This is a genomic window from Citrobacter sp. Cpo040 (genome assembly GCF_030332915.1).
Lineage (GTDB): Bacteria > Pseudomonadota > Gammaproteobacteria > Enterobacterales > Enterobacteriaceae > Citrobacter > Citrobacter portucalensis.
This window is the reverse complement of sequence record NZ_JAOWGX010000027.1, coordinates 19432-32949: the sequence shown is the minus strand read 5'-3', so window position 1 is coordinate 32949 and position 13518 is coordinate 19432. Positions and strand designations below refer to the sequence as shown.

Sequence of the window (13518 nt, the reverse complement as noted above, 5' to 3'; positions counted from 1 at the left end):
GCATTCGACCAGATCGATAACGCGCCGGAAGAAAAAGCTCGTGGTATCACCATCAACACTTCTCACGTTGAATATGACACCCCGACTCGCCACTACGCACACGTAGACTGCCCGGGCCACGCCGACTATGTTAAAAACATGATCACCGGTGCTGCGCAGATGGACGGCGCGATCCTGGTTGTTGCTGCGACTGACGGCCCGATGCCGCAGACTCGTGAGCACATCCTGCTGGGTCGTCAGGTAGGCGTTCCGTACATCATCGTGTTCCTGAACAAATGCGACATGGTTGATGACGAAGAGCTGCTGGAACTGGTAGAAATGGAAGTTCGTGAACTTCTGTCTCAGTACGATTTCCCGGGCGACGACACTCCGATCGTTCGTGGTTCTGCTCTGAAAGCGCTGGAAGGCGAAGCAGAGTGGGAAGCGAAAATCATCGAACTGGCTGGCTTCCTGGATTCTTACATCCCAGAACCAGAGCGTGCGATTGACAAGCCGTTCCTGCTGCCTATCGAAGACGTATTCTCCATCTCCGGTCGTGGTACCGTTGTTACCGGTCGTGTAGAGCGCGGTATCATCAAAGTTGGTGAAGAAGTTGAAATCGTTGGTATCAAAGAGACTGCTAAGTCTACCTGTACTGGCGTTGAAATGTTCCGCAAACTGCTGGACGAAGGCCGTGCTGGTGAGAACGTTGGTGTTCTGCTGCGTGGTATCAAACGTGAAGAAATCGAACGTGGTCAGGTACTGGCTAAGCCGGGCTCTATCAAGCCGCACACCAAGTTCGAATCTGAAGTGTACATTCTGTCCAAAGACGAAGGCGGCCGTCATACTCCGTTCTTCAAAGGCTACCGTCCGCAGTTCTACTTCCGTACTACTGACGTGACTGGTACCATCGAACTGCCAGAAGGCGTAGAGATGGTAATGCCGGGCGACAACATCAAAATGGTTGTTACCCTGATCCACCCAATCGCGATGGACGACGGTCTGCGTTTCGCAATCCGTGAAGGCGGCCGTACTGTTGGTGCGGGCGTTGTTGCCAAAGTAATGAGCTAATTGCCGAATAACATTTGACGCAATGCGCAATAAAAGGGCATCATTTGATGCCCTTTTTGCACGCTTTCACACCAGAACCTGGCTCATCAGTGATTTTTTTTGTCATAATCATTGCTGAGACAGGCTCTGAAGAGGGCGTTTAGTCCGAAACGCACCAGAGCATTTCGGTTTGGATCGCCTCGCTTACGCGGGGTGAAAATGTTTGTAGAATACTTCTGACAGGTTGGTTTATGAGTGCGAATACCGAAGCTCAAGGAAGCGGGCGCGGCCTGGAAGCGATGAAGTGGGTTGTTGTCGCTGTATTGCTGCTTGTAGCTATCGTTGGCAACTACCTCTATCGTGACATGATGCTGCCGCTGCGTGCGCTGGCCGTAGTGATTCTGATTGCCGCAGCGGGTGGTGTCGCGCTGTTGACAACAAAAGGTAAAGCGACCGTTGCTTTTGCCCGTGAAGCGAGAACCGAAGTCCGTAAGGTCATTTGGCCAACTCGCCAGGAAACATTGCACACCACATTAATTGTGGCTGCGGTTACCGCAGTAATGTCACTGATCCTGTGGGGACTGGATGGTATTCTGGTTCGCCTGGTATCCTTTATCACTGGCCTGAGGTTCTAAGATGTCTGAAGCCCCTAAAAAGCGCTGGTACGTCGTTCAGGCGTTTTCCGGTTTTGAAGGCCGCGTAGCCACGTCGCTGCGCGAATATATCAAGTTACAAAATATGGAAGAGCTGTTTGGCGAAGTCATGGTGCCGACCGAAGAAGTGGTCGAAATCCGTGGTGGCCAGCGTCGCAAGAGCGAACGTAAATTCTTCCCGGGCTATGTACTGGTCCAGATGGTGATGAATGACGCAAGCTGGCACCTGGTGCGCAGCGTGCCGCGTGTGATGGGCTTTATCGGCGGTACATCTGACCGTCCGGCGCCGATCAGCGACAAAGAAGTTGATGCGATCATGAACCGTCTGCAGCAGGTTGGCGATAAACCGCGTCCGAAAACGATGTTTGAGCCAGGTGAAATGGTTCGCGTTAGTGACGGTCCGTTTGCTGACTTTAACGGTGTGGTTGAAGAAGTGGACTACGAGAAGTCCCGCCTGAAAGTCTCTGTTTCTATCTTCGGTCGTGCGACCCCAGTAGAACTGGACTTTGCCCAGGTAGAAAAAGCCTAAACAGCGATCAAAAAAGCGGCGATTTAATCGTTGCACAAGGCGCGAGATTGGAATACAATTTCGCGCCTTTTGTTTTTATGGGCCCTGTCCGTAAAACGAATTTAATCACGGGGAGCCTCCTTGAGGCGCTATAACCCAACTAGAGGAATTTAGAATGGCTAAGAAAGTCCAGGCCTACGTCAAGCTGCAGGTTGCAGCTGGTATGGCTAACCCGAGTCCGCCGGTAGGTCCAGCACTGGGTCAACAAGGCGTGAACATCATGGAATTCTGCAAAGCGTTCAACGCAAAAACTGATTCCATGGAAAAAGGTCTGCCGATCCCGGTTGTTATCACCGTTTACGCTGACCGTTCTTTCACTTTCGTTACCAAAACGCCTCCGGCAGCAGTTCTGCTGAAGAAAGCGGCTGGTATCAAGTCTGGTTCCGGCAAGCCGAACAAAGACAAAGTGGGTAAAATTTCCCGCGCTCAGCTGCAGGAAATCGCGCAGACCAAAGCTGCCGACATGACTGGTTCCGACATTGAAGCGATGACTCGCTCCATTGAAGGTACTGCACGTTCCATGGGCCTGGTAGTGGAGGACTAAGAAATGGCTAAACTGACCAAGCGTATGCGCGTGATCCGTGACAAAGTTGATGCAACTAAACAGTACGACATCAACGAAGCTATTGCTCTGCTGAAAGAGCTGGCCACTGCTAAATTCGTAGAAAGCGTAGACGTTGCCGTTAACCTCGGCATCGACGCTCGTAAATCTGACCAGAACGTACGTGGTGCAACTGTACTGCCGCACGGTACTGGCCGTTCCGTTCGCGTAGCCGTATTTGCCCAGGGCGCAAACGCTGAAGCTGCTAAAGCTGCAGGCGCTGAGCTGGTAGGTATGGAAGATCTGGCTGACCAGATCAAGAAAGGCGAAATGAACTTTGACGTTGTTATTGCTTCCCCGGATGCAATGCGCGTTGTTGGCCAGTTGGGTCAGGTTCTGGGCCCGCGCGGCCTGATGCCAAACCCGAAAGTTGGTACTGTAACCCCTAACGTTGCTGAAGCAGTTAAGAACGCTAAAGCAGGTCAGGTTCGTTACCGTAACGACAAAAACGGCATCATCCACACCACCATCGGTAAAGTGGATTTTGACGCTGACAAACTGAAAGAAAACCTGGAATCTCTGCTGGTTGCGCTGAAAAAAGCGAAACCGACTCAGGCTAAAGGCGTGTACATCAAGAAAGTTAGCATCTCCACCACCATGGGTGCTGGTGTTGCCGTTGATCAGTCCGGTCTGACTGCGACAGTGGCGAACTAATATTCGCCTTTACGTGGGCGGTGATTTTGTCTACAATCTTACCCCCACGTTTCTGTTTAAATAAACAGAACTCTATGCGAGTCATTTGAATTGTAGCAAGGCAGCAATTGAGTGAATCGTCGGGAGTGTAATTAACTACATGACCGGTGTGAACGAGAGCAGCTAACGCGGTTACAGTTCAAAGGGCGAAGTCATAGACAAGATTTGTTCGTTGGAGCCTGGCCTATCCAGGCCTCCGTCGAAGACCGCAGGTGTTTCGTAAGAAACTTAATGCCCTGCGTAGACGGTGACAGAACGCTAAGATTATTTCTGATACTCTGGCTTGTTTCTGCTCACCGTATTTAGACGCTCTTTCCGTTGGGGAGAGTGAAGTGAGTTCCGGAACATGAGTTCCGGCAAACATCCAGGAGCAAAGCTAATGGCTTTAAATCTTCAAGACAAACAAGCGATTGTTGCTGAAGTCAGCGAAGTAGCCAAAGGCGCGCTGTCTGCAGTAGTTGCGGATTCCCGTGGCGTAACTGTAGATAAAATGACTGAACTGCGTAAAGCAGGTCGTGAAGCTGGCGTATACATGCGTGTTGTTCGTAACACCCTGCTGCGCCGCGTCGTTGAAGGTACTCAGTTCGAGTGCCTGAAAGACACGTTTGTTGGTCCGACCCTGATTGCATACTCTATGGAACACCCGGGCGCTGCTGCTCGTCTGTTCAAAGAGTTCGCGAAAGCGAATGCAAAATTTGAGGTCAAAGCCGCAGCCTTTGAAGGTGAATTGATCCCGGCATCGCAAATCGATCGCCTGGCAACTCTGCCGACCTACGAAGAAGCAATTGCACGCCTGATGGCAACCATGAAAGAAGCTTCGGCTGGCAAACTGGTTCGTACTCTGGCTGCTGTACGCGATGCGAAAGAAGCTGCTTAATCGCAGTTATCTTTCTCAAGCATCTGCTTACGTATAAACTTATTCTGATTTTCAGGAACAATTTAAATGTCTATCACTAAAGATCAAATCATTGAAGCAGTATCCGCTATGTCCGTAATGGACGTTGTAGAACTGATCTCTGCAATGGAAGAAAAATTCGGTGTTTCCGCTGCTGCTGCTGTAGCTGTAGCTGCTGGCCCGGCTGAAGCTGCTGAAGAAAAAACTGAATTCGACGTAATTCTGAAAGCTGCTGGCGCTAACAAAGTTGCTGTAATCAAAGCAGTACGTGGCGCAACTGGCCTGGGTCTGAAAGAAGCTAAAGACCTGGTAGAATCTGCTCCGGCTGCCCTGAAAGAAGGCATCAGCAAAGACGACGCAGAAGCACTGAAAAAATCTCTGGAAGAAGCTGGCGCTGAAGTTGAAGTTAAATAAGCCAACTTTTCTGGTTGCAGCCTAAGAAATTAGGCTGATGGCTGGTGACTTTTTAGTCACCAGCCTTTTTGCGCTGTAAGGCGCCAGTAGCATTTCACACTGTTTGACTACTGCTGTGCCTTTCAATGCTTGTTTCTATCGACGTCTTAATATACTGCGACAGAGCATCAGTTCTGTGTAAATCGCAATGAAATGGTTTAAGCGTGATAGCAACAGGCATTGCGGAAAGTATTCGATTTTCCGGTCAACAAAATAGTGTTGCACAAACTGTCCCTTCGTCGGACAGATGGGTCGACTTGTCAGCGAGCTGAGGAACCCTAATGGTTTACTCCTATACCGAGAAAAAACGTATTCGTAAGGATTTTGGTAAACGTCCACAAGTGTTGGACATACCTTATCTCCTTTCTATCCAGCTTGACTCGTTTCAGAAGTTCATCGAGCAAGATCCTGAAGGGCAGTATGGTCTGGAAGCAGCTTTCCGTTCCGTTTTCCCGATTCAGAGCTACAGCGGTAATTCCGAGCTGCAATACGTCAGCTACCGCCTTGGCGAACCGGTGTTTGACGTTCAGGAATGTCAGATCCGTGGCGTGACCTATTCCGCACCGCTGCGCGTAAAACTGCGTCTGGTGATCTACGAGCGCGAAGCGCCGGAAGGCACCGTAAAAGACATTAAAGAACAAGAAGTCTACATGGGCGAAATTCCGCTCATGACTGACAACGGTACCTTTGTAATCAATGGTACTGAGCGTGTTATCGTTTCTCAGCTGCACCGTAGTCCTGGCGTCTTCTTTGACTCCGACAAAGGTAAAACCCACTCTTCGGGTAAAGTGCTGTATAACGCGCGCATCATCCCTTACCGTGGTTCCTGGCTGGACTTCGAATTCGATCCGAAGGACAACCTGTTCGTACGTATTGACCGTCGCCGTAAACTGCCTGCGACCATTATTCTGCGTGCACTGAACTACACCACTGAGCAGATCCTTGACCTGTTCTTTGAAAAAGTTGTTTTCGAAATTCGCGACAACAAGCTGCAGATGGAACTGGTGCCGGAACGCCTGCGTGGTGAAACCGCTTCCTTTGACATTGAAGCTAACGGCAAAGTCTACGTCGAAAAAGGCCGTCGCATCACTGCGCGCCACATTCGCCAACTGGAAAAAGACGATATCAAACATATCGAAGTTCCGGTTGAATACATTGCTGGTAAAGTTGCGGCTAAAGACTACGTTGACGAATCTACTGGCGAGCTGATCTGCGCAGCTAACATGGAGCTGAGCCTGGATCTGCTGGCTAAGCTGAGCCAGTCTGGTCACAAGCGTATCGAAACGCTGTTCACTAACGATCTGGATCACGGTCCGTACATTTCTGAAACTGTACGTGTTGACCCAACCAACGATCGTCTGAGCGCACTGGTAGAAATCTACCGCATGATGCGTCCTGGTGAGCCGCCGACTCGTGAAGCTGCTGAAAGCCTGTTCGAGAACCTGTTCTTCTCCGAAGACCGCTATGACCTGTCTGCGGTTGGTCGTATGAAGTTCAACCGTTCTCTGCTGCGCGACGAAATCGAAGGTTCCGGTATCCTGAGCAAAGACGACATCATCGAAGTGATGAAGAAGCTCATCGATATCCGTAACGGTAAAGGCGAAGTCGATGATATCGACCACCTCGGCAACCGTCGTATCCGTTCCGTAGGCGAAATGGCGGAAAACCAGTTCCGCGTTGGCCTGGTACGTGTTGAGCGTGCGGTGAAAGAGCGTCTGTCTCTGGGCGATCTGGATACCCTGATGCCTCAGGATATGATCAACGCCAAGCCGATTTCTGCGGCAGTGAAAGAGTTCTTTGGTTCCAGCCAGCTGTCTCAGTTTATGGACCAGAACAACCCGCTGTCTGAGATTACGCACAAACGTCGTATCTCTGCACTCGGCCCAGGCGGTCTGACCCGTGAACGCGCAGGCTTCGAAGTTCGAGACGTACACCCTACTCACTACGGTCGCGTATGTCCAATCGAAACGCCTGAAGGTCCGAACATCGGTCTGATCAACTCCCTGTCCGTGTATGCACAGACTAACGAATACGGCTTCCTCGAGACTCCGTACCGTAAAGTGACTGACGGTGTTGTAACTGACGAAATTCATTACCTGTCTGCTATCGAAGAAGGCAACTACGTTATCGCTCAGGCGAACTCCAACCTGGATGACGAAGGCCACTTTGTAGAAGATCTGGTTACCTGCCGTAGCAAAGGCGAATCCAGCTTGTTCAGCCGCGACCAGGTTGACTACATGGACGTATCCACCCAGCAGGTGGTATCCGTCGGTGCGTCCCTGATCCCGTTCCTGGAACACGATGACGCCAACCGTGCATTGATGGGTGCGAACATGCAACGTCAGGCGGTTCCGACTCTGCGCGCTGATAAGCCGCTGGTTGGTACCGGTATGGAACGTGCTGTTGCCGTTGACTCCGGTGTTACTGCAGTTGCTAAACGTGGCGGTACTGTTCAGTACGTGGATGCTTCCCGTATCGTTATCAAAGTTAACGAAGACGAGATGTACCCGGGCGAAGCAGGTATCGACATTTATAACCTGACCAAATACACCCGTTCTAACCAGAACACCTGTATCAACCAGATGCCTTGCGTATCTCTGGGCGAGCCGGTTGAACGTGGTGATGTGCTGGCAGACGGTCCGTCCACCGACCTCGGTGAACTGGCGCTGGGTCAGAACATGCGCGTGGCATTCATGCCATGGAATGGTTACAACTTCGAAGACTCCATCCTCGTATCCGAGCGTGTTGTCCAGGAAGACCGTTTCACCACCATCCACATTCAGGAACTGGCATGTGTGTCCCGTGACACCAAGCTGGGGCCAGAAGAGATCACCGCTGACATCCCGAACGTGGGTGAAGCTGCGCTCTCCAAACTGGATGAATCCGGTATCGTTTATATCGGTGCGGAAGTGACCGGTGGCGACATTCTGGTTGGTAAGGTAACGCCGAAAGGTGAAACCCAACTGACGCCAGAAGAGAAGCTGCTGCGTGCGATCTTCGGTGAGAAAGCGTCTGACGTTAAAGACTCTTCTCTGCGCGTGCCAAACGGTGTTTCCGGTACGATTATCGACGTTCAGGTCTTTACTCGCGATGGCGTAGAAAAAGACAAACGTGCGCTGGAAATCGAAGAGATGCAGCTGAAGCAGGCGAAAAAAGACCTGTCTGAAGAACTGCAGATCCTCGAAGCTGGCCTGTTCAGCCGTATCTACGCTGTGCTGGTTTCCGGTGGTGTTGAAGCTGAGAAGCTCGACAAACTGCCGCGTGACCGCTGGTTAGAACTCGGCCTGACCGACGAAGAGAAACAGAATCAGCTGGAACAACTGGCTGAGCAGTACGACGAACTGAAACACGAATTCGAGAAAAAACTCGAAGCGAAACGCCGTAAAATCACTCAGGGCGACGATCTGGCACCGGGCGTGCTGAAGATTGTTAAGGTGTATCTGGCGGTTAAACGTCGGATCCAGCCTGGTGATAAGATGGCAGGTCGTCACGGTAACAAGGGTGTAATCTCTAAGATCAACCCGATCGAAGATATGCCACACGATGCTAACGGTACGCCGGTAGATATCGTACTGAACCCGCTGGGCGTACCATCGCGTATGAACATCGGTCAGATCCTTGAAACCCACCTGGGTATGGCTGCAAAAGGTATCGGCGATAAGATCAACGCCATGCTGAAACAGCAGCAAGAAGTCGCGAAACTGCGCGAATTCATCCAGCGTGCTTACGATCTGGGTTCAGATGTTCGTCAGAAAGTTGACCTGAATACCTTCAGCGATGAAGAAGTTCTGCGTCTGGCTGAAAACCTGAAAAAAGGTATGCCGATCGCAACGCCGGTATTCGACGGTGCGAAAGAGTCTGAAATCAAGGAACTGTTACAGCTGGGTGGCCTGCCGACTTCCGGTCAGATCACACTGTTCGACGGTCGTACCGGTGAGCAGTTCGAGCGCCAGGTTACCGTTGGCTACATGTACATGCTGAAACTGAACCACCTGGTTGATGACAAGATGCATGCGCGTTCTACCGGTTCTTACAGCCTGGTTACTCAGCAGCCGCTGGGTGGTAAGGCGCAGTTCGGTGGTCAGCGCTTCGGGGAGATGGAAGTGTGGGCGCTGGAAGCATATGGCGCAGCATACACCCTGCAGGAAATGCTCACCGTTAAGTCTGATGACGTGAACGGTCGTACTAAGATGTATAAAAACATCGTGGACGGCAACCATCAGATGGAACCAGGCATGCCGGAATCCTTCAACGTACTGTTGAAAGAGATTCGTTCGCTGGGTATCAACATCGAGCTGGAAGACGAGTAACTCTCGATCAAACAGGTCACTGGTGCTGGCGTAACAGCCAGCGCCAGATTGTGCTAACTCCGACGGGAGCAAATCCGTGAAAGATTTATTAAAGTTTCTGAAAGCGCAGACTAAAACCGAAGAGTTTGATGCGATCAAAATTGCTCTGGCCTCGCCAGACATGATCCGTTCATGGTCTTTCGGTGAAGTTAAGAAGCCGGAAACCATTAACTACCGTACGTTCAAACCTGAACGTGACGGCCTTTTCTGCGCCCGTATCTTTGGGCCGGTAAAAGACTATGAGTGCCTGTGCGGTAAGTACAAGCGCCTGAAACACCGTGGTGTGATCTGTGAGAAGTGCGGCGTTGAAGTGACCCAGACCAAAGTACGCCGTGAGCGTATGGGCCACATCGAGCTGGCGTCTCCGACCGCTCACATCTGGTTCCTGAAATCTCTGCCGTCCCGTATCGGTTTGCTGCTCGATATGCCGCTGCGCGATATCGAACGTGTACTGTACTTCGAATCCTATGTTGTTATCGAAGGCGGTATGACTAACCTGGAACGTCAACAGATTCTGACTGAAGAGCAGTATCTGGACGCGCTGGAAGAGTTCGGTGACGAATTCGACGCGAAGATGGGTGCGGAAGCTATTCAGGCCCTGCTGAAGAGCATGGATCTGGAGCAAGAGTGTGAAACTCTGCGCGAAGAGCTGAACGAAACCAACTCCGAAACCAAGCGTAAGAAGCTGACCAAGCGTATCAAACTGCTGGAAGCCTTCGTACAGTCTGGCAACAAGCCAGAGTGGATGATCCTGACCGTTCTGCCGGTTCTGCCGCCAGATCTGCGTCCGCTGGTTCCGCTGGATGGTGGTCGTTTCGCAACATCGGATCTGAACGATCTGTATCGTCGCGTTATCAACCGTAACAACCGTCTGAAGCGTCTGCTGGATCTGGCTGCGCCGGACATCATCGTACGCAACGAAAAACGTATGCTGCAGGAAGCGGTTGACGCCCTGCTGGATAACGGTCGTCGCGGTCGTGCGATCACCGGTTCTAACAAACGTCCTCTGAAATCTTTGGCCGACATGATCAAAGGTAAGCAGGGTCGTTTCCGTCAGAACCTGCTCGGTAAGCGTGTTGACTACTCCGGTCGTTCTGTAATCACCGTAGGTCCATACCTGCGTCTGCATCAGTGCGGTCTGCCGAAGAAAATGGCACTGGAACTGTTCAAACCGTTCATCTACGGCAAGCTGGAACTGCGTGGCCTGGCCACCACCATCAAAGCCGCTAAGAAAATGGTTGAGCGTGAAGAAGCTGTCGTTTGGGATATCCTGGACGAAGTTATCCGCGAACACCCGGTACTGCTGAACCGTGCACCAACACTGCACCGTCTGGGTATCCAGGCATTTGAACCGGTACTGATCGAAGGTAAAGCTATCCAGCTGCACCCGCTGGTTTGTGCGGCATATAACGCCGACTTCGATGGTGACCAGATGGCTGTTCACGTACCGCTGACGCTGGAAGCCCAGCTCGAAGCGCGTGCGCTGATGATGTCTACCAACAACATCCTGTCTCCGGCGAACGGCGAACCTATCATCGTTCCGTCTCAGGACGTTGTATTGGGTCTGTACTACATGACCCGTGACTGTGTTAACGCCAAAGGCGAAGGCATGGTGCTGACTGGCCCGAAAGAAGCTGAGCGTATCTATCGCGCAGGTCTGGCCTCTCTGCATGCGCGCGTTAAAGTGCGTATCACCGAATATGAAAAAGATGAAAACGGCGAATTCGTTGCGAAAACCAGCCTGAAAGACACGACCGTTGGCCGTGCCATTCTGTGGATGATCGTACCGAAAGGTCTGCCTTTCTCCATCGTCAATCAGGCGCTGGGCAAGAAAGCTATCTCCAAAATGCTGAACACCTGTTACCGCATTCTGGGCCTGAAGCCGACCGTTATCTTCGCTGACCAGACAATGTACACCGGCTTTGCATATGCAGCGCGTTCAGGTGCATCTGTTGGTATTGATGACATGGTCATCCCAGAGAAGAAACACGAGATCATCTCTGAAGCGGAAGCTGAAGTTGCTGAGATCCAGGAGCAGTTCCAGTCTGGTCTGGTAACCGCAGGCGAACGCTATAACAAAGTTATCGATATCTGGGCTGCGGCGAACGATCGTGTATCCAAAGCGATGATGGATAACCTGCAAACCGAAACCGTTATTAACCGTGACGGCGTAGAAGAGCAGCAGGTTTCCTTCAACAGCATCTACATGATGGCCGACTCCGGTGCGCGTGGTTCTGCAGCACAGATTCGTCAGCTGGCCGGTATGCGTGGTCTGATGGCGAAGCCAGATGGCTCCATCATCGAAACGCCAATCACCGCGAACTTCCGTGAAGGTCTGAACGTACTCCAGTACTTCATCTCTACTCACGGTGCTCGTAAAGGTCTGGCGGATACCGCACTGAAAACAGCGAACTCCGGTTATCTGACTCGTCGTCTGGTTGACGTCGCGCAGGACCTGGTTGTTACTGAAGACGATTGCGGCACTCTGGAAGGCATCACCATGACCCCGGTTATCGAGGGTGGTGATGTTAAAGAGCCGCTGCGCGATCGCGTTCTGGGTCGTGTAACTGCTGAAGACGTTCTGAAGCCGGGTACGGCGGATATTCTGGTTCCACGCAACACGCTGCTGCACGAACAGTGGTGTGATCTGCTGGAAGAGAACTCCGTTGACTCCGTTAAAGTCCGTTCCGTTGTATCTTGTGACACCGACTTTGGTGTATGTGCGCACTGCTACGGTCGTGACCTGGCGCGTGGCCACATCATCAACAAAGGTGAAGCAATCGGCGTTATCGCGGCACAGTCCATCGGTGAACCGGGTACACAGCTGACGATGCGTACGTTCCACATCGGTGGTGCGGCATCTCGTGCGGCTGCTGAATCCAGCATCCAGGTGAAAAACAAAGGTAGCATCCGTCTGAGCAACGCGAAGTCGGTTGTGAACTCCAGCGGTAAACTGGTTATCACCTCACGTAACACCGAACTGAAACTGATCGACGAATTCGGCCGTACCAAAGAAAGCTATAAAGTGCCTTACGGCTCCGTTATGGCGAAAGGTGATGGCGAACAGGTTGCTGGCGGCGAAACCGTAGCAAACTGGGATCCGCACACCATGCCGGTTATCACCGAAGTGAGTGGTTTCGTCCGCTTCACTGACATGATCGACGGCCAGACCATTACTCGTCAGACCGACGAGCTGACCGGTCTGTCTTCTCTGGTGGTTCTGGATTCTGCAGAGCGTACTGCGGGTGGTAAAGACCTGCGTCCGGCACTGAAAATTGTTGATGCTCAGGGCAACGACGTTCTGATCCCAGGCACCGATATGCCTGCTCAGTACTTCCTGCCGGGTAAAGCGATTGTTCAGCTGGAAGATGGCGTACAGATCAGCTCTGGTGACACCCTGGCGCGTGTTCCGCAGGAATCCGGCGGTACCAAGGATATCACCGGTGGTCTGCCGCGCGTTGCGGACCTGTTCGAAGCACGTCGTCCGAAAGAGCCGGCAATCCTGGCTGAAATCAGCGGCATCATTTCCTTCGGTAAAGAAACCAAAGGTAAACGTCGTCTGGTCATCACCCCGGTAGACGGTAGCGAACCGTACGAAGAGATGATTCCGAAATGGCGTCAGCTCAACGTGTTCGAAGGTGAACGTGTAGAACGTGGTGACGTGGTTTCCGACGGTCCGGAAGCGCCGCACGACATCCTGCGTCTGCGTGGTGTGCATGCTGTAACTCGTTACATCGTTAACGAAGTTCAGGACGTATACCGTCTGCAGGGTGTTAAGATTAACGATAAACACATCGAAGTTATCGTTCGTCAGATGCTGCGTAAAGCCACCATCGAAAGCGCTGGTAGCTCCGACTTCCTGGAAGGCGAGCAGGTTGAATACTCCCGCGTCAAGATCGCAAACCGCGAGCTGGAAGCGAACGGCAAAGTGGGTGCAACGTTCTCCCGCGATCTGCTGGGTATCACCAAAGCGTCTCTGGCAACCGAGTCCTTCATCTCTGCAGCATCGTTCCAGGAAACCACGCGTGTCCTGACCGAAGCAGCTGTTGCAGGTAAACGTGATGAACTGCGCGGTCTGAAAGAGAACGTCATCGTAGGTCGTCTGATCCCGGCAGGTACTGGTTATGCGTACCACCAGGATCGTATGCGCCGTCGCGCAGCGGGCGAACTGCCAGCTGCACCGCAGGTAACTGCTGAAGATGCGTCTGCCAGCCTGGCAGAACTGCTGAACGCAGGCCTGGGCGGTTCTGACAACGATTAATCGTTGCCGGCCATAA

General features: G+C 52.1%; 9 protein-coding genes. All 9 read left to right on the top strand.

Features of this window, described 5'->3' with window-relative positions:
• Positions 1 to 1050: elongation factor Tu (tuf, locus tag OGX86_RS01145; protein ID WP_063942044.1), on the top strand; the 1050-nt coding region annotated here is incomplete at its 5' end.
• 230 nt (positions 1051 to 1280) lie between these two features.
• Positions 1281 to 1664, top strand: coding sequence for a preprotein translocase subunit SecE (gene secE / locus OGX86_RS01140; protein WP_003033128.1), 384 nt, complete (start codon positions 1281 to 1283; stop codon positions 1662 to 1664).
• Between the two features lies 1 nt (position 1665).
• Entirely contained in the window at positions 1666 to 2211 is a 546-nt protein-coding gene (gene nusG, locus OGX86_RS01135; RefSeq protein ID WP_003033125.1) for a transcription termination/antitermination protein NusG, read from the top strand.
• 154 nt (positions 2212 to 2365) lie between these two features.
• Positions 2366 to 2794, top strand: a complete 429-nt coding sequence (gene rplK, locus OGX86_RS01130) for a 50S ribosomal protein L11 (protein ID WP_003033122.1) — start codon at positions 2366 to 2368, stop codon at positions 2792 to 2794.
• A gap of 3 nt (positions 2795 to 2797) precedes the next feature.
• Positions 2798 to 3505, top strand: coding sequence for a 50S ribosomal protein L1 (gene rplA / locus OGX86_RS01125; protein WP_003033119.1), 708 nt, complete (start codon positions 2798 to 2800; stop codon positions 3503 to 3505).
• A 418-nt stretch (positions 3506 to 3923) separates the two neighbouring features.
• Positions 3924 to 4421 carry a 50S ribosomal protein L10 gene (rplJ, locus tag OGX86_RS01120; RefSeq protein ID WP_001207203.1) on the top strand — a complete coding sequence of 166 codons (498 nt, stop codon included), beginning with the start codon at positions 3924 to 3926 and terminating at the stop codon, positions 4419 to 4421.
• Between the two features lie 66 nt (positions 4422 to 4487).
• Positions 4488 to 4853, top strand: a complete 366-nt coding sequence (gene rplL / locus OGX86_RS01115; protein WP_003033114.1) for a 50S ribosomal protein L7/L12 — start codon at positions 4488 to 4490, stop codon at positions 4851 to 4853.
• Between the two features lie 320 nt (positions 4854 to 5173).
• Positions 5174 to 9202 (top strand): DNA-directed RNA polymerase subunit beta, encoded by a 4029-nt coding sequence (gene rpoB / locus OGX86_RS01110; protein ID WP_003033111.1) that lies wholly within the window; start codon positions 5174 to 5176, stop codon positions 9200 to 9202.
• Between the two features lie 76 nt (positions 9203 to 9278).
• Positions 9279 to 13502, top strand: a complete 4224-nt coding sequence (gene rpoC / locus OGX86_RS01105) for a DNA-directed RNA polymerase subunit beta' (protein WP_003826919.1) — start codon at positions 9279 to 9281, stop codon at positions 13500 to 13502.
• Positions 13503 to 13518 lie beyond the last annotated feature (16 nt).

Bases quoted from the DNA above. Each gene is read 5' to 3' on its own strand.
- nusG (WP_003033125.1), top strand. From the start codon at position 1,666: ATGTCTGAAGCCCCTAAAAAGCGCTGGTACGTCGTTCAGGCGTTTTCC.
- rplA (WP_003033119.1), top strand. From the start codon at position 2,798: ATGGCTAAACTGACCAAGCGTATGCGCGTGATCCGTGACAAAGTTGAT.
- secE (WP_003033128.1), top strand. From the start codon at position 1,281: ATGAGTGCGAATACCGAAGCTCAAGGAAGCGGGCGCGGCCTGGAAGCG.
- rplL (WP_003033114.1), top strand. From the start codon at position 4,488: ATGTCTATCACTAAAGATCAAATCATTGAAGCAGTATCCGCTATGTCC.
- rplJ (WP_001207203.1), top strand. From the start codon at position 3,924: ATGGCTTTAAATCTTCAAGACAAACAAGCGATTGTTGCTGAAGTCAGC.
- rplK (WP_003033122.1), top strand. From the start codon at position 2,366: ATGGCTAAGAAAGTCCAGGCCTACGTCAAGCTGCAGGTTGCAGCTGGT.
- rpoB (WP_003033111.1), top strand. From the start codon at position 5,174: ATGGTTTACTCCTATACCGAGAAAAAACGTATTCGTAAGGATTTTGGT.